The 25,700-nt window shown below is 50.6% G+C and carries 18 protein-coding genes; 8 read left to right on the top strand and 10 right to left on the bottom strand.

All coding sequences use genetic code 11. The annotated features are described in order from the left end of the window. Positions 1-95: 95 nt before the first annotated feature. The 8 genes from gltB (at position 96) to UF06_RS07615 (ending at position 10,782) form a co-directional block, all read left to right on the top strand. Positions 96-4,559, top strand: coding sequence for a glutamate synthase large subunit (gene gltB, locus UF06_RS07650; RefSeq protein WP_045569907.1), 4,464 nt, complete (start codon positions 96-98; stop codon positions 4,557-4,559). Positions 4,560-4,576: 17 nt separating this feature from the next. Beyond that, positions 4,577-5,989, top strand: coding sequence for an FAD-dependent oxidoreductase (locus UF06_RS07645; RefSeq protein ID WP_045569906.1), 1,413 nt, complete (start codon positions 4,577-4,579; stop codon positions 5,987-5,989). A gap of 101 nt (positions 5,990-6,090) precedes the next feature. Further along, the gene (locus tag UF06_RS07640; RefSeq protein ID WP_045569977.1) at positions 6,091-6,519 is read left to right on the top strand and encodes a DUF1499 domain-containing protein; all 429 of its coding nucleotides are present in this window, start codon (positions 6,091-6,093) and stop codon (positions 6,517-6,519) included. A gap of 93 nt (positions 6,520-6,612) precedes the next feature. Further along, a complete protein-coding gene (gene mtnN / locus UF06_RS07635) occupies positions 6,613-7,308 on the top strand; it encodes a 5'-methylthioadenosine/S-adenosylhomocysteine nucleosidase (RefSeq protein ID WP_045569905.1) in 696 nt (231 codons plus the stop codon). A 12-nt stretch (positions 7,309-7,320) separates the two neighbouring features. Further along, positions 7,321-8,274, top strand: coding sequence for a cobalamin biosynthesis family protein (locus tag UF06_RS07630; protein WP_045569904.1), 954 nt, complete (start codon positions 7,321-7,323; stop codon positions 8,272-8,274). After that, positions 8,274-9,110: a vitamin B12 ABC transporter substrate-binding protein BtuF gene (gene btuF / locus UF06_RS07625; RefSeq protein ID WP_045569903.1), complete on the top strand. Its 837-nt coding sequence runs from the start codon at positions 8,274-8,276 to the stop codon at positions 9,108-9,110. The genes UF06_RS07630 and btuF overlap by 1 nt, the downstream gene beginning before the upstream one ends. Positions 9,111-9,183: 73 nt before the next feature. Continuing rightward, entirely contained in the window at positions 9,184-9,804 is a 621-nt protein-coding gene (locus UF06_RS07620; RefSeq protein ID WP_045569902.1) for a TRIC cation channel family protein, read from the top strand. Between the two features lie 132 nt (positions 9,805-9,936). Then, the gene (locus tag UF06_RS07615) at positions 9,937-10,782 is read left to right on the top strand and encodes a LysR family transcriptional regulator (protein ID WP_045569901.1); all 846 of its coding nucleotides are present in this window, start codon (positions 9,937-9,939) and stop codon (positions 10,780-10,782) included. Here UF06_RS07615 and UF06_RS07610 read toward each other — a convergent pair. From UF06_RS07610 to UF06_RS07565, 10 genes are all read right to left on the bottom strand, one after another. After that, positions 10,733-11,512: a TSUP family transporter gene (locus tag UF06_RS07610; RefSeq protein ID WP_045569976.1), complete on the bottom strand. Its 780-nt coding sequence runs from the start codon at positions 11,510-11,512 to the stop codon at positions 10,733-10,735. The two genes, UF06_RS07615 and UF06_RS07610, sit on opposite strands and share 50 nt — an antisense overlap. A 208-nt stretch (positions 11,513-11,720) precedes the next feature. Beyond that, positions 11,721-14,954 carry a carbamoyl-phosphate synthase large subunit gene (gene carB, locus UF06_RS07605; protein ID WP_045569900.1) on the bottom strand — a complete coding sequence of 1,078 codons (3,234 nt, stop codon included), beginning with the start codon at positions 14,952-14,954 and terminating at the stop codon, positions 11,721-11,723. A 16-nt stretch (positions 14,955-14,970) separates the two neighbouring features. Then, positions 14,971-16,110, bottom strand: a complete 1,140-nt coding sequence (gene carA, locus UF06_RS07600; RefSeq protein ID WP_045569899.1) for a glutamine-hydrolyzing carbamoyl-phosphate synthase small subunit — start codon at positions 16,108-16,110, stop codon at positions 14,971-14,973. A gap of 482 nt (positions 16,111-16,592) precedes the next feature. Beyond that, positions 16,593-17,402, bottom strand: a complete 810-nt coding sequence (gene dapB, locus UF06_RS07595) for a 4-hydroxy-tetrahydrodipicolinate reductase (protein WP_045569898.1) — start codon at positions 17,400-17,402, stop codon at positions 16,593-16,595. Between the two features lie 93 nt (positions 17,403-17,495). Further along, positions 17,496-17,894 (bottom strand): 8-oxo-dGTP diphosphatase MutT, encoded by a 399-nt coding sequence (mutT, locus tag UF06_RS07590; protein ID WP_045569897.1) that lies wholly within the window; start codon positions 17,892-17,894, stop codon positions 17,496-17,498. 106 nt (positions 17,895-18,000) lie between these two features. Next, positions 18,001-20,724, bottom strand: a complete 2,724-nt coding sequence (secA, locus tag UF06_RS07585) for a preprotein translocase subunit SecA (RefSeq protein WP_045569896.1) — start codon at positions 20,722-20,724, stop codon at positions 18,001-18,003. 661 nt (positions 20,725-21,385) lie between these two features. Continuing rightward, positions 21,386-22,303 (bottom strand): UDP-3-O-acyl-N-acetylglucosamine deacetylase, encoded by a 918-nt coding sequence (gene lpxC / locus UF06_RS07580; RefSeq protein WP_039424002.1) that lies wholly within the window; start codon positions 22,301-22,303, stop codon positions 21,386-21,388. A 98-nt stretch (positions 22,304-22,401) separates the two neighbouring features. Further along, entirely contained in the window at positions 22,402-23,598 is a 1,197-nt protein-coding gene (ftsZ, locus tag UF06_RS07575; RefSeq protein ID WP_045569895.1) for a cell division protein FtsZ, read from the bottom strand. Positions 23,599-23,630: 32 nt separating this feature from the next. Next, complete coding sequence (ftsA, locus tag UF06_RS07570) at positions 23,631-24,893, bottom strand: cell division protein FtsA (protein ID WP_045569894.1); 1,263 nt, start codon at positions 24,891-24,893, stop codon at positions 23,631-23,633. Continuing rightward, the gene (locus tag UF06_RS07565; protein ID WP_045569975.1) at positions 24,886-25,662 is read right to left on the bottom strand and encodes a cell division protein FtsQ/DivIB; all 777 of its coding nucleotides are present in this window, start codon (positions 25,660-25,662) and stop codon (positions 24,886-24,888) included. The genes ftsA and UF06_RS07565 overlap by 8 nt, the downstream gene beginning before the upstream one ends. Positions 25,663-25,700 lie beyond the last annotated feature (38 nt).

Genomic DNA, 25,700 nt, shown 5'->3' with positions numbered 1-25,700 from the left:
ATAGAACAATTAAAATGCATAGTTAGTCATCTATACCGCCAAACTTTATGCTGGTATTTCTGTCCGGAAGACAGAGAAGCAAAGGGAGAATTGCAATGGCTCTTTATGATCCAAGCCTAGAAAAGGACAACTGTGGCTTCGGCCTAATCGCCCACATGGAGGGTGAGCCAAGCCATAAACTGGTTCGTACCGCGATTTCCGCACTCGATCGTATGACCCACCGTGGTGGCATCGCCGCTGATGGCAAAACTGGCGACGGCTGCGGCCTGTTACTGCAAAAACCGGATTCTTATCTGCATCTTATCGCCAAAGAACAAGGCTTTAACCTCGGTAAACAGTATGCCGTGGGTATGATTTTCTTCAGCCAAAATCCGGTTAACGCGCAATCGGCACGCGACATCATCAATAAAGAACTCGCGAAAGAGACCCTCACCGTGGCGGGTTGGCGCAAAGTGCCAACCAATCCAGCGGTACTCGGCCCGATTGCCGCAGCGTCGTTACCTGACATTCAACAAGTGTTTATTTCTGCGCCCGCTGGCTGGCGTGAACGTGATATTGAGCGCCGTCTGTATATCGCTCGCCGCCGTATCGAAAAACAGATCAGCGACGACAAAGATTTCTACGTTTGTAGCCTCTCGACGCAAGTGATGGTGTACAAAGGGCTGTGCATGCCTGCCGACTTGCCACGTTTTTATCTCGATCTGGCCGATCTGCGAATGGAGTCAGCTATCTGTTTGTTCCACCAGCGTTTTTCGACAAACACGCAACCGCGTTGGCCGCTGGCTCAGCCGTTCCGCTATCTGGCGCACAACGGCGAGATCAACACCATAGAAGGCAACCGCCAGTGGGCAAGAGCACGTGCGTACAAGTTCGCGTCGCCGCTGCTGCCTGATCTGCAAAGCGCTGCGCCGTTTGTCAACGAAACGGGCTCCGACTCTTCCAGTCTCGACAATATGCTGGATCTCTTCTTAGCTGGCGGTATGGATATCTTCCGCGCCATGCGCATGTTGGTGCCGCCTGCGTGGCAAAACCACCCCGATATGGATCAGGATCTGCGCGCCTTCTACGATTTCAACTCCAAACACATGGAGCCGTGGGACGGCCCGGCTGGGATCGTTCTCTCCGATGGTCGCTACGCCGCGTGTAACCTTGACCGCAATGGCCTGCGCCCTGCGCGCTACGTCATTACCAAAGACAAACTGATCACCCTCGCCTCCGAAGTCGGCATTTGGGACTACGCCCCGGATGAAGTGGCGGAAAAAGGCCGTGTGGGACCGGGCGAGTTGCTGGTGATTGATACTCGTAAAGGCAAATTGTGGCAATCGAGTGAAATCGATAACGATCTCAAAAGCCGTCACCCTTACCGCCAGTGGATGGAACACAACGTTCGCCGCCTGACGCCATTTTCTGAGCTAGCAGAAGATCAGGTCGGAGAGCGCAGCTTTGATGAGGATCTGCTGAAAACTTATCAAAAGCAGTTTGCCATGAGCAACGAAGAGGTTGACCAAGTGCTGCGTGTGCTGGGTGACTTGGCACAAGAAGCCGTCGGTTCGATGGGCGATGATACGCCGATGGCGGTGCTCTCTTCCAAAGAGCGCCTTATTACTGACTATTTCAGACAAAAATTTGCTCAGGTGACCAACCCACCGATCGATCCGCTGCGTGAGCAGCACGTGATGTCGCTGGCCACCAGTATCGGCCAAGAGATGAACGTCTTTTGCGAAACCGACGGCCACGCCCACCGCGTCACGTTTGACTCGCCAGTGCTGCTCTATTCCGACATGCAGCAGTTGCTTGAACTGAGCGACGATCACTATCGCAATACCATCTTGGACATTAACTACGATCCAGATGAGAAAGATCTGCAGCAGGCGATTGTGGAACTGTGTGATCAAGCGGAAAAAGTGGTGCGTGAAGGCACCGTATTGCTGGTGCTTTCAGACCGAGCGCTGGTTGCAGGCAAGCTACCTATTCCCGCAGCGATGGCCGTAGGGGCAGTACAAACTCGCCTCGTTAACGCCAACTTACGCTGTGATGCCAACATCATCGCCGAAACAGCAACCGCACGCGACCCACATCAATTTGCTGTGTTACTCGGTTTCGGCGCGACCGCGGTTTACCCCTACTTGGCCTACGAGACGCTGGGCAAGCTGATCGATGATGGCGCGCTAGATAAGAGCTATCGCGAAGTGATGCAAAACTATCAGTACGGCATCAATAAAGGTTTGTACAAGATCATGTCGAAAATGGGCATTTCCACGGTCGCTTCGTACCGCTGCTCACAGCTGTTTGAGGCAGTCGGTCTGAGCCGTGATGTGGTGGAGCTGTGCTTTAAAGGCGTCACCAGCCGTATTGAAGGGGCGAACTTTGCCGACTTCCAACAAGATCTGTTTAACCTGTCGCGCAAAGCGTGGACCAAACGTAAGTCGATGGAACACGGCGGGCTGCTAAAATACGTGCACGGCGGCGAGTATCACGCTTACAACCCAGACGTGGTGGGCACGCTGCAAACCGCAGTGAAATCCGGTGACCAAGGTGACTATCAGCACTTTGCCAAACAAGTGAATGAGCGTCCGGTGGCAATGCTGCGCGATATGCTCAAACTCAAACCGAGTGCAACACCACTGCCGCTGGAGAGAATCGAGCCGAGTACCGAGCTGTTTAAACGCTTCGATTCGGCAGCAATGTCGATTGGTGCTCTCAGCCCAGAAGCGCACGAAGCATTAGCCACAGCGATGAACCGCCTTGGTGGTTACTCCAACTCGGGGGAAGGGGGCGAAGATCCACGCCGTTTCGGTACGGAGCGCAACTCGCGCATCAAGCAGGTCGCTTCTGGCCGATTTGGCGTAACACCACACTATCTGACTAATGCTGACGTGTTACAAATCAAAGTCGCGCAAGGGGCGAAACCGGGCGAAGGTGGCCAATTACCGGGGCACAAAGTCACGGCGGAAATCGCCAAGCTGCGCTACTCGGTGCAAGGCGTGACGCTGATTTCGCCGCCGCCACACCACGATATCTATTCGATTGAGGATTTGGCGCAGTTGATCTTCGACTTGAAGCAGGTCAATCCGCAAGCGCTGATATCGGTCAAACTGGTTTCTGAGCCGGGGGTTGGCACCATCGCGACTGGCGTTGCCAAAGCCTACGCCGATCTCATCACCATCTCGGGCTACGACGGTGGTACCGCGGCCAGCCCGCTCACCTCAGTGAAATATGCGGGCAGCCCGTGGGAATTGGGCCTGGCGGAAACTCAGCAAGCACTGGTTGCCAACGGTTTACGTCATAAGATCCGTCTGCAAGTCGATGGCGGGCTAAAAACTGGTCTGGATGTAATAAAAGGGGCGATCCTCGGCGCTGAAAGTTTCGGTTTTGGCACGGCGCCTATGGTGGCGATGGGCTGTAAATTCCTGCGTATTTGTCACCTTAACAACTGTGCCACCGGCGTTGCCACGCAAGATGAAACGCTGCGTAAAGAGTACTTCAAAGGGTTGCCCGAAATGGTCATGAACTATTTCATTGGCTTAGCGGAAGAAGTCCGTGGCTACTTAGCCGAACTCGGCGTCGAAAAGCTGACCGACCTGATTGGCCGCACCGATCTTTTGCAAGCGGTCGAAGGCATGACAGCCAAACAGGCCAAGCTGGATCTCTCCGGCATTTTGGAAGCGCCAGTGTCGCCGCGGGGCCACCCACTTTACTGGACACAGCCGAATACGCCGTTTGACCAAGGTATTCTTAACCAGAAGATCGTCGCCGATGCGCTCGAAGTGGTTGAACAGCGTCAATCCGCCAGCTTCTTCTACAAAGTGATCAACACCGATCGCTCGGTCGGGGCGCGCTTATCTGGAGAGATAGCCAAACGCTACGGTAACCAAGGCATGGCTGCCTCACCGATTAAGATCTACCTTGATGGCACCGCAGGCCAATCCTTTGGTGTGTGGAACGCAGGCGGGGTTGAGCTTTACCTGACTGGCGATGCCAACGACTACGTCGGTAAAGGCATGGCGGGCGGCAAAGTGGTGATCAAGCCGCACATGGGTACTGCGTTTAAATGCCATGAAGCCACCATCATCGGCAATACTTGTCTCTATGGCGCAACGGGCGGCAAGCTCTTCGCGGCGGGTAAAGCGGGTGAGCGTTTTGGCGTGCGTAACTCAGGCACCATCAGTGTGATTGAAGGCGCTGGTGACAACGCTTGTGAGTACATGACAGGCGGCATTGTGGCGATATTGGGCGCGACGGGGGTCAACTTTGGCGCAGGTATGACGGGCGGCTTTGCCTACGTGCTGGATACCAATCAGGACTTCCAAGGGCGCGTGAACAACGAGTCGGTTGAAGCGATCTCCCTGTCAGATCTTTATATCCATCAGGAACATCTGCGCGGTTTAATTGCCGAGCATCTCGAAGAGACAGGCTCGACCCATGCGGAAGATATTCTGGCTAACTTTGATGAATGGATTCCTAAGTTCTACTTGGTGAAACCCAAGGCCGCCGATTTAAACACGCTGCTTGGTCACCAGAGCCGCAGTGCGGCAGAACTTCGCGTGCAGGCCCAATAGTCAAGGAGGAGACGAACATGAGCCAGAATGTATACCAATTTATTGATGTTCAACGCGTCGATCCGGCTAAGAAGCCTTTGCAGATACGCAAGATTGAGTTTGTTGAAATTTATGAACCGTTTACTAAGCAGCAAGCTACCGCTCAGGCAGACCGCTGCTTGGACTGCGGGAACCCGTACTGTGAATGGAAATGTCCCGTGCACAACTACATCCCGCAGTGGCTAAAACTGGCCAATGAAGGGCGCATTTTGGAAGCGGTTGAGCTGTCGCATCAAACCAACAGCTTGCCCGAGGTGTGTGGCCGTGTCTGCCCACAAGATCGCTTGTGTGAAGGGTCATGTACGCTCAATGCCGATTTCGGTGCAGTCACCATCGGCAATATCGAAAAGTACATCACTGACAAAGCCTTTGAGATGGGCTGGAAGCCAGACATGTCCAAAGTGGAATGGACCGACAAGAAAGTGGCGATCATTGGTGCTGGCCCGGCGGGTCTCGCCGCGGCGGACGTACTGGTGCGTAACGGAGTGAAACCGGTGGTGTTTGATCGCTATCCAGAGATCGGCGGCCTGCTCACCTTTGGCATTCCTTCATTCAAGTTGGAAAAAGGGGTGATGGAAAATCGCCGTCGCGTGTTTAGCGAAATGGGCGTTGAGTTCCGCCTCAACTTGGAAGTGGGCAAAGATATCCAGATGCAACAACTGCTCGATGAGTATGATGCGGTATTTCTTGGGGTTGGCACCTACAAATACATGCGCGCGGGGCTGAGCAACGAGGACGCCTCTGGCGTGTATGACGCGCTGCCATTTCTTATCTCCAACACTTACAAAGTGATGGGGCTTGAGCACGATCAGCCGTTCATTGATATGGCTGGCAAAAACGTGGTGGTGCTCGGCGGGGGTGATACTGCGATGGACTGCGTGCGCTCGTCCATTCGTCAGGGCGCTTCGCGGGTTATCTGTGCTTATCGACGTGATGAGGAGAACATGCCCGGTTCTCGCCGTGAAGTGAAAAACGCTAAAGAGGAAGGGGTTGAGTTTATGTTCAACCTCCAGCCACTCGGCATTGAAGTGGATGCGGCCGGATCGGTCACTGGTGTCAAAGTGGTGCAAACCGCGCTGGGGGAACCCGATGAAGCGGGACGCCGTCGCCCAGAGCCCGTTGCGGGCAGCGAGCATATTCTGCCTGCTGATGCGGTGATCATGGCGTTTGGTTTTCAACCGCACCAGATGAGCTGGCTGGAACCTTATGGCGTTGAACTCGATCAGTGGGGACGCATTAAAGCGCCAGCAGATCAATCGTTTAAGTTCCAAACCAGCAACGGCAAAATCTTTGCTGGCGGCGATGCGGTGCGAGGTTCCGACTTAGTCGTGACCGCCATCGATGAAGGTCGCAAAGCCGCTGAAGGGATCCTTGACTACTTAGAAGTCTAATTTTGGATGTAGAAAAGAGGTTGGTGATGGACACCAACCTCTTTTGTTTTAGACTGAATACATTCACTCAACGTCGCTATCTCTCAATGCGAGGTACCAATATGAAACAAGCCGTTCTTCTCACCTTCTGCCTTTGTGGGCTAACGGCCTGCGCAACCGGAGTCACGCCAATGATGGACCGAACCGCTTCCCCTTGTGGCGATAAGCCAAACTGCGTTTCTACACAAGAAAATCGCGACAAGTTTCACCTTGAGCCTTTTGTTCTCAAACCACAGGCAACTTTGGCTCAGATAGAACAAGTTGCATTACAGCTTCCCGGAGCCAAAAGCGCACAGCAGCAAGAAAATTATCTGCGCATCGAATGCACTTCAAGCGTATTTCGTTTTGTCGATGATTTGGAACTGAAAATGGATGGCAAGCAACTGTTGGTGCGCTCAGAATCTCGGGTAGGATATTCTGATTTTGGTGTTAACCGTAAGCGAGCCGAGCAGTTAAGAGCCTTGCTACAAGAGGCCGGACTCATCGAATAATCAGCGAAGCCAGACGCCCAAACAGACTGTACTTATTGTCAGAGAGCTTTGCTATACTCACGCCCATTCAAATGTTGAACACAAGAGATTGATATGAAAGTTGGTATTATCGGTGCCATGCAACAAGAAGTTGCCATTCTTAAAGACGCGCTGCAAAACGCAAAAACAGCCAGCAAAGCAGGCTGTACCTTTTATTCAGGTCAGATCAACGGCGTTGAAGTGGTGTTGCTGCAATCGGGTATTGGTAAAGTGGCCGCAGCCATTGGCACAACGATTCTGCTCGATGAATATCAACCTGACGTAGTGATTAACACTGGCTCGGCTGGCGGTTTTGACGCAAGCCTCAACTTGGGTGATGTGGTGATCTCCAGCGAAGTTCGCCACCACGACGCCGACGTCACGGCATTTGGCTACGAAATTGGCCAGATGGCAGGCCAACCAGCGGCTTTTGAAGCCGATGAAAAGCTGATGAGCCTGGCGGAAAAAGCGCTAGCACAAATGGAAGGTCAACACGCGGTGCGCGGCTTGATCTGTACAGGCGATGCGTTTGTCTGCACCGCAGAGCGCCAAACTTTCATTCGTAGCCACTTCCCAAATGTGATTGCCGTTGAAATGGAAGCCTCAGCCATTGCCCAGACTTGCCACCAGTTCAAAGTGCCGTTTGTAGTCGTGCGCGCCATCTCAGATGTGGCGGATAAAGAGTCGCCAATGAGTTTTGAAGAGTTTCTCCCATTGGCGGCACAAAGCTCGTCGCAAATGGTCTTCAGCATGCTGTCGCTGATCAAATAATCGCACGCGTTCATGGAAGAACTGTTTAAGCAACTCTATGCCAATGGCGCGCTCCTCATTATGTGGGGCGCGCTGTTGTTTCATTTGCTTCTGCCTATCCCCCGTGCTTCTCATCCGGTCAGGCTATGGCACAAATTCGCCCAACTGTTGGCGGAGAAAGTCAATCGTCCCGACAGTTACACACAAAATCAACTCTCCGGCACTCTTGCACTGCTACTGATGCTGTTACCATGCTTAGTGCTACTCGTTGCCCTGCAGCCTTTAGTGTGGCAAACAGAGCTGTTTGAGTTGGCGCTGCTGCTCTTGGCGCTTGACTGGCGTAGCAATGAAACACTGGCCAGGCAATTGATGCGCGCGATGGCGAATGAAGACAAAGTAACAGCCCGTGAGTTACTCACCCCGTTTCTCAATCGCGAAACACGTACTCTTTCTCTGCTTGGATTGGGCAAAGCGGGCGCAGAGACCGTCATTCTGGGTTATGGGCGTAATGTCATTGGCGTGTTTTTTTGGTTTGCGATCGGCGGCGGTATCGGCGCCTTGATGTATCGACTCACCACAGAGCTCGCCCGCGCTTGGTCACCTAGTCGCCAGCACTATGCCCCCTTCGGCCTCTCTGCCGTTCGCTTGACCGCCTTGTTGGATGTTATCCCGCTGCGCCTATTTGCCCTGTTGTTGGCTTTAGGAAAAAATGCCGCCATTGCGTTAAGTGGCATCAAACAGCAAGCACCATCGTGGCCGCTTCCCGGCCCTGGCTGGCTGCTGTGCGTTGTGGGCAACAAATTGCAACTCTCGCTGGGCGGGCCGGCGATTTATGCTGGTCGAAAAACCGAGCGAGCAAAAATTGGCGGCCGAATTGCCCCTTCCGCGCTGCATATCGACCAAATCCAAACGCTGCTGGCGTGGCGAATTTTTGTCTGGTTGCTGCTGCAAAGCCTGATTCTTGGCCTGATCTATCAAGGAATATAATGACTGTCGTGCGCCCTGCTCTTTTGATTCTGTTCTTCCTTTTATGCACAGTGAAAACCACTTTCGCCGAGCCAGCCAAGCGGGTGATCAGCCTTGCCCCCCACGCGACAGAACTGGCGTATGCGGCAGGGCTTGGAGAACAACTGATTGCCGTTAGCGAAATGAGTGACTACCCGCAAGAGGCTCAAAAGCTGGAAAAGATCGCCAACTACAAAGGGATCAAACTTGAACGCATCATCGCCTTGCAACCGGACTTGATCATTACTTGGCCGGCTGGCAATCCAGCCAAAGAATTGGAAAAATTGCGCCAGTTTGGCTTTCACCTCTACGAATCGAAAACCGAAAGCTTGGCCGACATCGCCAACAATATCGAACAGCTCAGCCAGTACAGCGCCAATCCACAGCAAGGGCGCGAAGAGGCGGCGCGTTTTCGCTCTCAACTAAATAGACTTAGCGAAAAATATCGCAGCAGTGAAAAGGTGCGTTATTTTTACCAGTTGAGTGAAGCGCCGATCATCACGGTTGCGGGGAAAAACTGGCCCAGCGAGGTGTTTACTTTTTGTGGCGGGGAAAACATCTTTGCCAATGCAGCGTCACCTTATCCGCAAGTGAGTGTCGAGCAAGTCGTGCTGCGAAAACCGCAGGCGATGTTCGCCTCAGAGCACGCCATGCGTGATGGGGGCATGTGGGATGCTTGGCGAGATGAGATCCCTGCGCTGCAAAACGGTCACTTTTGGCAGCTCAATGCCGACTGGCTCAATCGTCCGACCCCAAGAACATTATTGGCGATTGAACAAGTGTGTGAGCACTTTGCCACCATCCGCGGAAATCGCTAACGTTTGGCGAAAAAATTTCGTACAATTTGCCCCCAAATTTTCCTTCCCTTGCATTTATAAGGTATCGAGTAACATGGATTCCATGCTGCTGTATTTTATTGATTTATTTGGTACCGCCGTATTTGCGGTTTCTGGTGTGTTACTCGCTGGACGACTGAAAATGGACCCGTTTGGTGTGGCGGTTCTGGGCAGTGTCACGGCCATCGGTGGCGGCACAATCCGCGATATGGCGCTGGGCGCCACGCCGGTGTTCTGGATCAAAGACACGACCTATCTGTGGGTAATTTTTATCACCTGCTTACTCACCATGCTGCTGGTGCGCCGTCCAAAACGCCTCTCTTGGTGGATTTTGCCCGTGTGTGATGCGATTGGCTTGGCGGTGTTTGTCGGCATCGGCGTAGAAAAAGCTTTAGCCTATCAAGACTCGGGGATGGTGGCGGTGATCATGGGCGTGATTACGGGCTGTGGCGGTGGCATCATCCGCGATGTGCTGGCTCGTGAAATCCCTATGGTGCTGCGCAGCGAAGTGTACGCCACCGCTTGTATTATCGGCGGTATGTTCCACACGGTTGCCTTGAGCATGGGCTATGATAACTCCACCGCTTTTTTAGCCGGGGTAATTTCCACTTTAATCATTCGCCTAGGCGCGATCCGCTGGCATTTGTCGCTACCGATTTTTGCCATCAACCGCTAACCATCAACAGCCAATCATTGGCCGCCTTATTGGGCGGCCCTATGGTGTACTCTCTTTATTTCGCTGGTCGCTTGGCATGTTGTGTCCTCTCGGTTACAGTGAATCATCTATTCCCAACATTCATCACTCATCATGCTGTTAGAAGGCATCGAAACGCTGTTAGTTCTCAGTAAAGAAAAAACCATGAGCCGCACAGGCAGCCAACTGTATATCAGCCAGTCTGCCGTGAGTAAACGCATTGCCAATCTGGAAAAGAAACTGGGCAAGAAACTGGTGGTTCCTGCTGGGCGGCACATCAAACTCACCGCCGAAGCCGAGCAGCTGATCGCCAACATCGGGCCGACATTCAATGAGCTGCGCGGGCTGATCTTTGAGCAGCAAGCGCTGGAAGATGATACGCTCATTCGTCTCGACTGCTCAGAGACTTTGGTCGCGGGCTATCTGACTCAGGTGATGGGGGAATATCGCCAGCGCGATCCGCATTTCACCATCACCACTCACCATACGCCGCGCATTGTCGAACAGGTTCAATCGGGCAAAGCCACGCTAGGGCTTTGCGCTGGCTATCTACCCGGAAATCATGGCTTGATGACGCAGCATCTGTTCGATGAGCCATTTTATATTGTCAGCCGCCAGCCACTTTCCACCCTACCGGACGAAGTGGTAACCAATGACTTGACCAACCCGGCGAACACCTATCAGGCCGACATCCTCGCTAGGCTTGGCATTAATCCGGTGATGGAAATGGACTCGTACACCGCATCCGCGCAGTTGGCATTGGGTGGCATGGCCCCCGCCCTCGTCCCCCTATCCATCGTCAATGCGCTCAAAATCGAGCCGCAATACTGCTTTGACTTTGCCGAATTGGCACCGCTGTTTCGCCCGATCCACATTTGTCTCCGGGCCACCAGCTATCGCTCACCACGGGTTAGAACATTGATAGAAACGATTGTGAGTGCTGTTCCCACAGCAGTTTAAGCGCCATCAGCATCGACATGGTGATCACCAGAGGACGAATCCATTTCTGGCCTTTGGTGACCACAACTTTCGCGCCCATGCGAGCGCCGATAAATCCACCGACCGCCATCGTCAGACCAATTTGCCAGATGGGCAGGCCCGCAATCAAAAAGAAAGTCAGCGCAGCGATATTGGAGGTAAAGTTGAGCACTTTAGTACGCGCGGTCGCATCGACTAGGCTGAAATGCCCCAACACCACAAAACAGACGGTAAAAATGGAGCCGGTCCCCGGACCAAAAAAACCATCATAAAAGCCAATCCCACCACCGACGCATAGGGCAAATAACGCTTCCGGCAACGGTTTTTTACCTGAATCAGCGCGAGTCTGTGGGGCCAGCAGAAAATAGAGCGAAATCGCGATCAGCAGGAGCGGAATCAAGCTGGTCAGCAGCGACGCATCAAACTGTTGCACCAGCTCGGCACCAATCGCAGACCCGATAAAGGTACAGGCAATCGCCAAGCGCATCTCTTTGAGGCTGACAATGCCATTACGCACGAAATACCAGCTGGCGGAGAAACTACCGAAGGAACTTTGCAGCTTATTGGTGGCTAACGCCTGAGTCGGAGGCACCCCTGCCGCTAATAGTGCAGGCAAGGTCAACAAACCGCCGCCCCCCGCCATGGCATCAATAAACCCTGCGACACTGGCGACTAAAAACAGTAATCCTAAAACTTCTAACGAGACTTCCATGACCTTGCGAATCAACCACTGAGTAAAACGACAAAATAGCACTGGCGGCACGGTTACAACAGTGAAACAAGCGACAACAATCCATTCCAAATTTTCATCAATATAACATCGAGTTCTCGCTAATGCTGGCATAAAAAAGCCCGCTCAAATGAGCGGGCAATGAGGTTGTCAAATAAGCCTATTGATATATTTAAGGCGGCTTACTGTATTACACTTGTAAACTTGCTTTCACTTGCGCGTGCAGCTCTTGTACTGACGTCACGCTCGCTTTAGCATCTGCGGTGTGAGACATACAGGTTGCAAACGCTGCGTTCAGCGTGGTGGTGTAGTTAACTTTCTCAGCCAATGCGCCGCGGCGCAAAACTTTCGAGTCTTCAATCGCCTGACGGCCAGCGGCCGTGTTGACGATGTAGGTGTACTCGTTGTTCTTGATGCGGTCAAGAATGTGCGGACGGCCTTCATGTACCTTGTTAACCAGACGTGGGTTGATGCCCGCTTCGCCCAGAATCACCGCTGTACCGTGCGTCGCATCCAGTTTGTAGCCTAGTTTCACCAGTTTAGAAGCCAGGTCGACCACACGCTCTTTGTCGCCTTCGCGAACTGACAGCAGTGCACGGCCACCTTCAGGGTAGACGTTGCCACAGCCCAGCTCCGCTTTTGCGTATGCTTCTGCAAATGTGGCACCGACACCCATCACTTCACCGGTTGAGCGCATTTCAGGACCAAGCAGCGGGTCAACACCCGGGAACTTGTTGAATGGCAGTACCACTTCTTTAACCGAGTAGTATGGTGGAATGATTTCTTTGGTAAAGCCTTGCTGCTCCAGCGATTGACCTGCCATCACGCGCGCAGCGATTTTCGCCAGCGGAGCACCCGTCGCTTTCGATACGAACGGAACCGTACGCGCGGCACGAGGGTTCACTTCAATCAGGTAAACTTCGTTGTCTTTGACGGCAAACTGCGTGTTCATCAAGCCGCGAACGCCCAGTTCCATCGCCAGCTTCTCAACCTGCTCACGCATCTTGTCCTGAATTTCCTGACTTAGCGTGTAAGCGGGTAGCGAACAGGCCGAGTCACCCGAGTGAACACCTGCTTGTTCGATGTGTTCCATGATGCCGCCAATCACGACGCGCTCGCCGTCACAGATAGCATCCACATCCACTTCCGTTGCGTCATCAAGGAAACGGTCCAGCAGAACCGGAGATTCGTTCGATACGCTCACCGCTTCGTTAAAGTAACGGCGCAGGTCAGACTCATCGTAAACGATTTCCATCGCACGACCGCCCAGTACGTAAGAAGGACGAACCACCAGCGGGAAGCCGATTTCACGAGACTTCTCAATCGCTTGTTCAATAGCCGTCACGGTGGCGTTTTGTGGCTGTAGCAGACCCAGACGATCTACCGCTTGTTGGAAACGCTCACGGTCTTCAGCACGGTCAATCGCATCAGGGCTGGTACCAATGATTGGCACACCTGCCGCTTCCAGTGCACGCGCCAGTTTCAGCGGAGTCTGACCACCGTACTGCACGATAACGCCTTTTGGTTTTTCAACACGGACGATTGCGAGGACATCTTCCAGTGTCACTGGTTCGAAGTACAGACGGTCTGAAGTGTCGTAGTCGGTCGAAACTGTTTCTGGGTTACAGTTCACCATGATGGTTTCGTAACCGTCTTCACGCAGCGCTAGTGACGCGTGTACACAGCAGTAGTCGAATTCGATACCCTGACCGATACGGTTTGGACCACCGCCCAGAACCATGATTTTCTCTTTATCGGTTGGGTTTGCTTCACATTCGTCATCGTAAGATGAGTACATGTAGGCGGTGTCAGAAGAGAATTCTGCTGCACAAGTGTCCACACGTTTGTATACAGGGTGGATGTCGTATTGGTCACGTAGACGACGGATTTCGCTCTCAGCCACACCAAGTAGTTTTGATAGGCGCGCATCCGAGAAACCTTTACGTTTCATTGCGCGCAGCACATCTTCGTTGAGGCCAGCAAAACCACCTGCCTTAACCTGCTCTTCCATTTTCACCAGTTCTTCGATTTGCACCAGGAACCAGCGGTCAACGTTAGTCAGGTTGAACACGCCGTCTACCGACATACCGGCACGGAATGCATCTGCGATGTACCAAATACGCTCTGCGCCCGCTTCTTTCAGCTCGTGACGAATCTTGGTCAGTGCATCCGGAGCATCCAGGTCAACCATTTCGTCAAAACCAGTTGCGCCTACTTCCAAGCCTCGCAGGGCTTTTTGCAGTGATTCTTGTTGGTTACGGCCAATCGCCATCACTTCACCCACTGACTTCATCTGAGTCGTCAGACGGTCGTTGGCACCAGCAAATTTCTCGAAGTTAAAGCGAGGAATCTTAGTTACAACGTAGTCAATGGTGGGTTCAAATGATGCTGGCGTTGCGCCGCCAGTGATGTCGTTCATCAGTTCATCAAGGGTAAAACCGACCGCCAGTTTCGCTGCCACTTTTGCAATTGGGAAACCCGTTGCTTTAGAAGCCAGAGCAGAAGAACGAGATACACGTGGGTTCATCTCGATGATAACCATACGGCCATCTTTCGGGTTGATACCGAACTGAACGTTCGAACCACCTGTTTCTACGCCGATTTCACGCAGGACCGCCAGAGAGGCGTTACGCATGATTTGGTACTCTTTGTCAGTCAGAGTCTGAGCAGGAGCAACTGTGATTGAGTCACCGGTATGGATACCCATTGGGTCGAAGTTCTCAATCGCACACACGATGATGCAGTTGTCCGCTTTATCGCGAACCACTTCCATTTCGTACTCTTTCCAGCCGATCAGAGATTCGTCAATCAGCAGCTCGTTGGTTGGCGACAGGTCCAGACCACGACGACAGATTTCTTCAAACTCTTCTTTGTTGTATGCGATACCACCGCCAGTACCACCCATAGTAAAAGAAGGACGGATGATACAAGGGAAACCCACCATATCCAGCACGCGGTACGCTTCTTCCATGTTTTTTGCGGTGTCTGCACGCGGACATTCCAGACCGATAGACTTCATTGCTTTATCGAAGCGTGAACGGTCTTCAGCCTTATCAATCGCGTCCGCCGTTGCACCGATCATTTCCACGCCAAACTCAGCCAGTACGCCATGTTTTTCCAGCGCCAGAGCACAGTTCAGTGCTGTCTGACCACCCATGGTTGGCAGGATGGCATCCGGACGCTCTTTTTCGATGATCTTGCGTACCACTTCCCAGTGAATCGGCTCGATGTAGGTCGCATCCGCCATTTCTGGGTCAGTCATGATAGTCGCTGGGTTAGAGTTAACTAGAATAACGCGGTAACCCTCTTCACGCAGCGCTTTACACGCTTGCGCACCTGAGTAGTCAAACTCACAAGCCTGGCCGATAACAATCGGACCCGCACCCAGGATAAGAATGCTTTTAATGTCAGTACGTTTTGGCATTGTTTACTACTCCAAATTAAGCGCGGTGTTGTTTAATCAGTTCAATGAAGTGGTCGAATAGCGGTGCCGCATCGTGTGGACCAGGGCTCGCTTCAGGGTGTCCCTGGAAGCTGAATGCCGGTTTATCCGTACGGTGGATCCCTTGCAGCGAACCATCAAACAGAGATTTGTGCGTTGCACGCAGGTTCTCTGGCAGAGTTGCTTCATCCGCCGCGAAACCGTGGTTTTGCGAGGTGATCATCACAACATTGCGATCCAGGTCTTTAACCGGGTGGTTAGCACCGTGGTGACCGAACTTCATCTTCACTGTCTTCGCGCCAGAGGCTAGCGCCAGAATTTGGTGGCCAAGACAGATACCGAAGACTGGCAGACCTTTATCTAGGAATACCTTTGTCGCTTCAATAGCATAAGTACATGGCTCAGGGTCGCCAGGGCCGTTTGACAGGAACACGCCATCTGGATTCATCGCCAGCACTTCTTCCGCAGACGTTTGTGCCGGAACGACGGTCAGTCGGCAACCACGGTCCACCAACATACGTAGGATGTTACGCTTGGCTCCGAAGTCATAAGCCACGACGTGGTATGGCAGTTCGCTCTCGTCTTGTGCTTCAGGCAGGCCACCTTCCAGTGTCCATGAACCTTGTTTCCATTGGTATGCTTCTTTGGTCGTGACGACTTTCGCCAGATCCATCCCTTTTAGACCAGGGAATTCTTTCGCTTTTGCCAGAGCCAACGCTTCATCCAGATTATCGCCGGCCATGATGCAGCCATTTTGCGCCCCTTTTTCACGCAGGATACGAGTGAGCTTACGCGTATCGATGTCAGCGATGCCGACAATGTTTTGTGACTTAAGGTAATCGGAAAGAGAACGTTCACTTCGGAAGTTAGAAGCGATAAGAGGAAGATCGCGAATCACAAGGCCTTGTGCATGAATCGAAGAGGACTCTTCGTCTTCGGCGTTAGTGCCGGTATTGCCAATGTGTGGATAAGTAAGAGTAACGATTTGTTGGGAATAGGAAGGATCAGTGAGGATTTCTTGGTACCCCGTCATCGAGGTATTAAAAACGACTTCACCAACGGACGACCCATCTGCACCAATGGAAACTCCGCGGAACACTGTCCCATCTTCTAGGACTAACAGTGCTGATTTACTCAAGACAACCTCCAGAATAAAAATGCAAAAATAATAAATTAAACTGCAAACCTGCCTTCCTTAACACCACTTTCCGAAGATTTCGGGGAAATCAGACAAATTGGCGACATTCTAAAGATCGTCGTGATTTCTGTCAACAATTAGTCACAAGCATATTTGCCATTTAGACTAGTTAGAGCAAAAAGCCACAAATTAACCGCAAAAGTATAAGTTTATTAATCCACAAAAGGCACTTTGATGTAAGTTTGATGAAACGCCCCTTTTAAACATCATCCAAGATCACAGTTTCATTTTTGTTTTTGACGCAAACGTTGCGCGACAAACTAACAATGTCAATTTTGGGCACTTCAAACAAAAAGCAATGCATACAAACAAAAACCACAAGAAAAGCAAGCAACAAAATGACAAGAAATCAATGAGAGATAAAAGAGAAGAAAAACGAGAAATAAAGAAACGCCGGCAAGTGCCGGCGCATAATTATTTAATTATAGCTCATTAAGCCCTAACACATCGGTCATGGTGTAGAAACCAGCAGGTTTGGCGCTTAGCCATACCGCCGCTTTGACAGCCCCATTTGCAAACGTCATACGGTCAGTCGCTTTGTGAGTAATTTCCACACGCTCACCAATGTCGGCAAACATCGCAGTGTGCTCACCGACAATGTCACCCGCTCGAATCGTCGCAAAGCCGATCTCATTGCGACTACGCTCACCAGTAATGCCTTCACGTGCGTACACCGCCACATCGCTCAGCTTATTGCCCATCGCATTCGCGATGGCTTCGCCCATGCCAATTGCAGTGCCCGATGGGGCATCCACTTTATGACGGTGGTGCGCTTCTACAATTTCGATATCGCAATAATCACCCATCACTTTGGCGGCTTTTTCCAGCAGTTTGAATACCAGATTGACGCCAACCGAATAGTTTGGCGCCATCACCACAGGCACTTGCAGTGCCGCTTGGTCAATCAGCTCGCGCTGCGCTTCACTAAACCCAGTGGTGCCGATGACGATGCTTTTGCCATGCTGCTGACACAACTGCAAGTTGGCTAATGTGCTTGCTGGCGCGGTGAAATCAATAATCACATCAAACTGGTCAATAACCTTAGCCAGATCATCAGTCACCGATACAGAAAATTTCCCTTCTCCGCACAGCTCACCCAGGTCAACACCAACCAGTGAAGACTCTGGTCGCTCAGAGCCTGCACTCACCACGGCTAAAGGGTTGTGATGAGCGGCTTTTACTAGGTTGCGCCCCATGCGTCCCGCTGCCCCTGCAATTGCAATTCTTACCATTGCATCTTTCTCCATTAATCCATGATCCACCCGATCGGCAAATCGTTTAAATATCGACATAAACTAACAACAATCCCAACGGGAGACCAGAGATTAAGCAAACTCTTTTAATACTCTCTGCAGCACTGGCACGTTCGCTTCGGGAAAAGCGTAGTCACTCAACTGAGTGACTTTGACCCAAGCATGCTGCTGGCCTTCTTTGCCGTAGGGCTGACCATCAAAGGCGTGTACGCAGATAAAATCGAATTTTAACGACTTGTCTGGATAGTCGTACTCTAAGTGCTCAAACAAGCTCTGCTCAGTCACGCTAATGCCGATCTCCTCATCAAGCTCACGTGCTAGTGCTTGCTCTATCGATTCACCCACTTTTACTTTTCCACCGGGAAACTCCCAAAAGCCACCTTTGTGCTTATCATCTGGTCGTTTGGTAATAAAAATCTCACTTTTGTCCTGATTAAAAATAATACCTGCGACAATATGAATTCGTTTCATTGCTGCGTTTCCCCTTTCTCTATGTTCCCCGCTACTATCGTCGGGTGATATCTCACTGATACAAAAAGAGCCGCCTAAGCGACTCTTTGTACTTATATTGTCAAGATCAGTTGATCTGACCATGACACTGTTTGTATTTCTTGCCACTGCCACAAGGACAAGGTTCGTTACGTCCAACTTTACGCTCATCGCGCACTGCTGGTTGATGAGAAACGTGCTCATCGCCCTCTGCCAGTGGGTTATCTGCCGCAGCGTGTTGCGCTTGTGCTCGGCGAGCCGCTTCTTCTGCTTGCGCTCGGCGCTGGGCTTCCATACGTTCCACTTCTTCTTGTTGTTGAACGCGCACTTTTGACAAGATCATAATCACGTCAGATTTAAGTGTTTCCAGTAAACCTTCAAACAGCTCGAACGACTCACGCTTGTATTCCTGTTTTGGGTTCTTCTGCGCATAACCACGCAGATGGATCCCTTGACGCAAGTGATCCATCGCCGCCAAATGCTCTTTCCACAAGGTATCTAGCGTTTGCAGCATCACTGATTTTTCGAAGTTGCGCAGCACTTGTGCACCGACCACTTCTTCTTTCGCTTTGTAGACTTCTACCGCGAGATCGATGATTTTATCGCGTAGCGCTTCTTCATACAGTTTATCGTCCTGCTCCAACCACTGTTTCACTGGCGCATCGAGGTCGAAATCGTTCTTCAAGCGCTCTTGCAGGCCAAGCAGATCCCACATGTCTTCCAATGATTGCGGAGGAATGTACTCATCAATCACATTATTCAGTACATCAACACGATTGTGCTCAAGCATTTCGCTGATGTCATCAGAGCCCATCAACTCATCGCGCAGCTCGTACACCACTTTACGTTGGTCGTTGGCCACATCGTCGTATTCCAGCAATTGCTTACGGATATCGAAGTTGCGCCCTTCCACTTTACGTTGCGCTTTTTCAATCGAGCGAGACAACATTTTCGATTCGATTGCTTCACCCTCTTCCATGCCGCTTTGAATCAAGGCCGCCATGCGATCAGAGGTGAAAATACGCAACAGGGAATCTTCCATCGACAGATAGAAACGTGAAGAGCCAGCATCACCTTGACGACCAGAACGGCCACGCAACTGGTTATCGATACGACGAGATTCATGACGTTCGGTGCCAATAATGTGTAGGCCACCCGCGTCTAGCACTTGGTCATGAACGATTTTCCATTCCGCTTTGATAGCCTCAATCTGCGCTTGGCTTGGGTTGTCCATCTGTTCAACTTTTGCTTGCCAACTGCCACCCAACACGATGTCGGTACCACGTCCGGCCATGTTGGTCGCGATGGTCACAGCCCCTGGTTTACCTGCTTCGGCGACGATTTCCGCTTCTTTCTCATGGAACTTGGCGTTCAACACGTTGTGTTTGATCTTGGCTTTCTTCAGCGCGTTGGACAAAAGCTCTGATTTTTCGATTGACACCGTACCCACCAGAACCGGTTGACCTTTTTCAACGCGTTCTTTGATGTCTTCAATGATTGCAGCAAATTTCTCCGCTTCAGTGCGGTAAACCACATCTGGCATATCGTTACGGATCATTGGTTTGTTGGTTGGAATAACCACAGTTTCCAAACCATAGATTTGCTGAAATTCGAATGCCTCGGTATCTGCGGTACCTGTCATGCCCGACAGTTTTTCATACAAGCGGAAGTAGTTCTGGAATGTAATCGAAGCCAAGGTCTGGTTTTCGTTTTGGATCTTAACGCCTTCTTTCGCTTCAACCGCTTGGTGAAGACCTTCAGACCAACGACGACCTGGCATAGTACGGCCGGTGTGTTCGTCAACGATCACCACTTCGCCGTCGTCATTGACGATGTAATCGACATTCTTCTCAAACAGAACATGGGCACGAAGCGCAGCATTAACGTGATGCAAGAGGCTGATATTGGTTGGTGAATACAGTGTATCACCCTCTTCCATCAAGCCATTTTTCACCATCAGCTCTTCAACAAACTCTTGCCCGGTTTCAGTCAAGTGAACTTGCTTGGACTTCTCATCCACGGTGTAGTGACCATCGCCACGGTACTCTTCGCTGTCTTCTTTGTCCTGCTTTTGCAGCAGCGGAATGAGCGCATTGATCCGCGTGTACAGCTCAGAACTGTCTTCCGCAGGACCAGAAATAATCAGCGGCGTACGTGCTTCATCAATCAGGATCGAGTCCACTTCATCGACCACCGCAAAGAAACGCGCACGTTGCACACGGTCTTCATTGCGAAACGCCATGTTGTCACGTAGGTAGTCAAAACCAAATTCGTTGTTAGTACCGTAAAGAATGTCTGCTTGATAGGCTTCTTTCTTCGCCGGATGTGGCATGTTAGGAACATTGACGCCAACGGTCATGCCTAGGAATTCAAATAGTGGTCGGTTGGTCTCAGCATCACGCTTGGCAAGATAATCGTTAACAGTAACAATATGAACACCTCTTCCAGGCAGGGCATTCAGGTAAGCAGGTAATGTCGCCGTCAGTGTTTTACCTTCACCGGTACGCATTTCTGCAATTTGTCCCGAATTGAGCACCATGCCACCAATGAGCTGTACATCAAAGTGGCGCATACCATAAACTCGTTTTGACGCTTCGCGCACCGTCGCAAATGCCTCAGGCAGCAGTTGGTCAAGCGTTTCGCCCTGTTCAAGACGTTGGCGGAATTCAACGGTTTTTGCTTTTAATTCTTCATCAGACAGAGCCTCAAACGTTGGCTCGTAATTGTTGATCTCTTTAACAATCTTTCTAAGGCGACGCAGTGTTCTATCGTTGCGACTACCAATAACCTTTGTCAGTAGCTTAGTTATCATTTGTTATGAATCTCTCTTTGTTAGATCATCTGTGATCTACGATAAATGCCTTCAGTCTCTACCAGTCTTAAACTAAGGATACTGAGATAAATCATGTAACTCAGATATTGTACTGTCAGGTAGGATTTTCAAGACTAAAATTGGAAATAATGCTGCCTAGTGTAAGGATTTTTCTTTTTTACCACCATTGTTAACCCCAATTGTTTGAAGCGCTTTGAAGTTTTTAATGATATTGGTGGAGGATTCAGCACCTAAATCAAGCGAAAGTTCCTTGAGCTCTAGTTAATAAGCAACTTACAGTGCATTTATTGCGCAGATTAATGGTGACTCGTCATGCGATCTCACCGTTCGAGTGAAGCATCCCATCGAAGACGTTGCCATCACATACCCGATATTCTGCACTTCAACCTGCCCCGGAGCTCAGTTTTGCCAATAGGTACGGCAGTAGATTGCCATGCGGCAAATATTCGTGTCATTTATTTGTTCCTTGCTCGCCAGTAGCACCATCAAACTATGGAACAACATACTTCGCCACCTCGGTGAGGTAAATGAGTCCGGATGGAAGTACAGATAAAAGTATAGAAACAAAAGTATAGATAGGTAGCGAAATAGCAAAAAGCCAGACGAGGTGTCTGGCTTTTTTAATTCGATTGAGTAGCTCTTACGCGAAAACCATATTTGGTTCAGCAAAGGCAACCGGTGAACCCGCTTCTTCTTCGAAGGTAGTCCATTCCCACGCTTCTTGATCTGCCAGTACTGCACGCAACAATTGGTTGTTTAAACCGTGCCCTGATTTGTAAGCGCGGAACTCGCCAATAATCGCGTGACCACACATGTAAAGATCGCCAATCGCGTCTAGAACTTTATGAGTCACAAACTCGTTCTCAAAACGCAAGCCTTCTTCGTTTAGGATGCGGTAATCATCCAGTACGATAGCGTTATCAAAACTGCCACCCAAGACGAGGTTTTGCGATTGAAGGTACTCAATGTCACGCATAAAGCCGAAGGTACGAGCACGAGAAATTTCACGTACAAAGCCTTGCGAAGAGAAATCAAACAACAAACGTTGCTCGTCAGACTCAATGGCTGGATGGTTAAAGTCGATCTCAAAATCCATGCGGAAGCCATTAAATGGGACAAACTCAGCCCATTTATCGCCATCTTCGAAACGTACAGGTTTCTTGATTCGAATAAAACGCTTTGCCGCATTTTGGAATTCAATACCCGCTTGCTGTAGCAGATAAACAAATGGACTCGCGCTGCCATCCATAATGGGAATTTCAGGTGCGTCGACTTCAACGATCACGTTGTCGATGCCCATTCCCGCCAGTGCGGCGTTTAGATGTTCAACAGTTGATATGCGAACACCGTCATCACTCACTAGTGCGGTACACAGCATGGTGTCACGGACCGAAGCCGGATCTGCTGGAAAATCGACTGGCGGATTCAGATCCGTACGACGATAAATAATACCGGTATTTGCAGCGGCAGGGCGAAGAGTCAATGTGACTTTACGACCAGAGTGGAGACCCACACCAGTTGTTTTCACCATTTCCTTCAGAGTACGTTGTCTGATCATCTGCTTGCCTCGATAAAAGTGCTACAAAACACGGTCGTATAGTACACCGACCGTGAATGCTACCACAATTCTGAACAGTGTCAAATTGTGCTTGGGTATTAATCAGCCTGACGACGTAAAAATGCCGGAATATCCAAGTAGCCGCTCTCTTTCTCTGGCTTCGGCGCCGTATTCTGGCTGCCAGAGTTTTGGGAAGACGAGACTGGCGCGGATGGCTGAGGAGCAACCTGAGCTCTCTCCTGCATACTCTGTGCCGGTTTCTCTTCCACTTTCGCTGCGACGACAGGTTGAGCAACTTTGGCTTTACCACCAGAAACCAAGGTAATGTCTGGTTTCTTGTCGTTGCCAATGCCTGTCGCTACAACGGTAACGCGGATTTCGTCTGCCATGTCTGGGTCTAGAGAAGTACCGATAACCACAGTGGCATTATCCGAAGCAAACGCTTTGACCGTGTTACCAACTGTCTCGAACTCATCCAGACGCATATCCAGACCCGCCGTAATGTTCACCAGAACACCACGAGCGCCAGCAAGATCGATATCTTCAAGAAGCGGGCTAGAAATCGCCATTTCAGCGGCCTCTTCTGCTCGGTCTTCACCTTTAGCGATACCGCTACCCATCATGGCGTGACCCATTTCAGACATCACTGTACGTACGTCTGCAAAGTCGACGTTAATCATGCCTGGGCGCGTAATCAGCTCTGCGATACCCTGAACTGCATTTTTTAGTACGTCATTCGCGCTAGCAAAAGCTTCCAAAAGGGTGACACCACGACCAAGCACCTTTAACAATTTCTCGTTTGGAATGGTGATCAGCGAGTCAACGTGTTTCGATAGCTCGTCGATGCCTTGTTCTGCAAACGCTAAACGTTTTTTACCTTCAAAGCTAAACGGCTTGGTCACAACAGCAACGGTCAGAATACCCAATTCCTTCGCGACTTCAGCAATCACTGGCGCTGCACCAGTTCCGGTACCACCGCCCATACCAGCTGCGATAAATACCATATCGGCACCATCGAGTACTTCTTTAATTCTTTCTTTGTCTTCTAGAGCTGCGTCACGACCTACTTGTGGATTTGCGCCTGCTCCCAAACCTTTGGTGATGTTGCCACCGATTTGGATTACGTTACCCACACTCGTCTTGCGAAGCGCTTGTGCATCAGTGTTGACGCTGATGAATTCCACGCCTTCGATGGATTCACGCACCATGTGCTCTACAGCGTTACCGCCGCCACCGCCAACCCCAACGACTTTAATTACAGCATCGTCAGACATTTCCATCATCGGTTCAAACATGTGTTATCTCCGTTTTTCCTGCAACTCTCAGGTTAAAACTCTTTTTGTATCCAATTACGCAGCTTGCCAAACAAGCCAGTGACCGCCGAACGTTTGGGCTCGTTGTAGTCACTATCATCACTGGCTCGCATATCACGTGCGTAATGAAGTAATCCAACAGCCGTGGAATGATACGGCTCCTTTACATAATCGGTTAAACCACTCACTTCCAGCGGTTTACCAACGCGAACTTGATTGCGGAAAACGCGTTCCGCACATTCAACCAATCCTTCGATTTGGGCTGCACCGCCCGTTAGGACCACACCTGCTGCTAAATGGTGCTTGATGCCGTCCTGACGGAGCTTTAATTGCACCGTTTCTATGGTCTGGTTAACCAAACCCATTAATTCTGTGTAGCGCGGCTCGATCACTTCCGACAGCGTTTGACGCTGTAAGCTTCGCGATGGTCTACCTCCGACACTCGGTACGTTAACGGTGTCGTCTTTGCTGACCAGTTCGCTCAGCGCGCAGCCATACTTCACTTTTATCTCTTCAGCATCGCTAACCGGCGTACCAAATGCAAAAGCAATATCGCTAGTCACCGCGTTGCCCGCGTAAGAGAACACTTCGGTGTGGCGCAGCGCCCCTCCCGTCCAGATGGCAACATCCATGGTGCCTGCACCAATGTCGACCACACAAACGCCGAGCTCTCTTTCGTCTTCAGTGATCACCGCATTACTTGCCGCAAGCCCTGAAAACACTAATTGCTCCACTTTTAACCCGCAACGCTCAACGGCTTTGATGATGTTGCGCGCCATGTCACTGTGACAGGAGATCAGATGTACACTAACCTCCATTCTCACCCCAGACAAACCCAGTGGATTTTTAATACCTTCCTGATAGTCAATGGTGAACTCTTGCGGAATCACATGCAAGATACGCTGTTCATCACCGATTTTTATGGATTTTGCAGTATGTATAGCACGATCCATATCTTCCTGTGAGACTTCTTCGTCAGATATTGTTCCCATACCTTTTTCGATACGGCTGGCAATATGTTTTCCCGACAAAGAGATAAATACGTTGCTGATTTGGCACTCAGCCATTAATTCGGCCTGATCAATCGCCCTCTGTACCGATTTCACCACAGATTCAAGATCGTTCACGCCGCCTTTATCCATACCACGCGACGGGCTACTTCCCGCACCTATGATATTGATTTGACCATCAGGCAGTATTTCACCTACCAGAGCTAATACGCTTGCAGTGCCTATATCAAGACCAACAATAAGATTATCATCCGCGGTCTTAGTCATCTGTGTTCTCTTGTCCTAACTCTTGTTCTGGGAACCAACCAACGGCAGCTCCCGTATCATACCTGAGGTCGACATAGCTGACCTTCTTCGCCTGACTACCTAGCTGGCGGTAAAGCGAGAAAAACCTCGCTACTCGTTCCGCTAACGATTCTTTGCCAAGCTCTAGCCGAATACCGTTATCCAGAATAATTTGCCAAGCTCTGCGATCATTGAGCACTAACGATGATATCGATAAATCCAATTTTGCAAATTCGGGACTGATTTCCCGATAGACATTGAGCACTTCTGGACCGCTAGCGACTGGACCATAAAGTTTCACTTTATCTTCTGTTAATTGGGCAATATCACCATCAAAAACCATGCCATGTTCATTAAGCAGCGCGTTACCATTCCAAATAGCTTCGGCTCTATGTTCCGTCAGATACACTTTTACGGTATCTGGCCACTGCTTACGAACGGCGGCATGAGCAACCCAAGGCAATGCTTCTACACTTTGTTGCAACACATCGACATCTTGCGACATAAAAGTGCCGATGTGATCAATACGAGCGAGCGCACGTTGCACATTTTCTTGTGTCACATAGCGCAAATCACCTTGTAGGATCATTTTTGACAACGGTAGACGCTGATCGTCCCACATCCAACTTAATGTTGAATATAAAATCGAGCCAATTAACGTAACAACGACGGCCAAAAACAGAGCGCCAATAATATGAGGCGTTTTATTTATCCGATTTTCGCGTTGAAAATCAACGTCATCGACTGTCAGTTCCGTCAAAGTTTGCGCTTCCTGACTGAGTTTAGTTA

The sequence above is a fragment of the Vibrio sp. S234-5 genome (assembly GCF_000960595.1).
In the GTDB taxonomy this organism is placed as follows: Bacteria; Pseudomonadota; Gammaproteobacteria; order Enterobacterales; family Vibrionaceae; genus Vibrio.
This window is presented reverse-complemented; position numbering and strand designations above follow the sequence as displayed.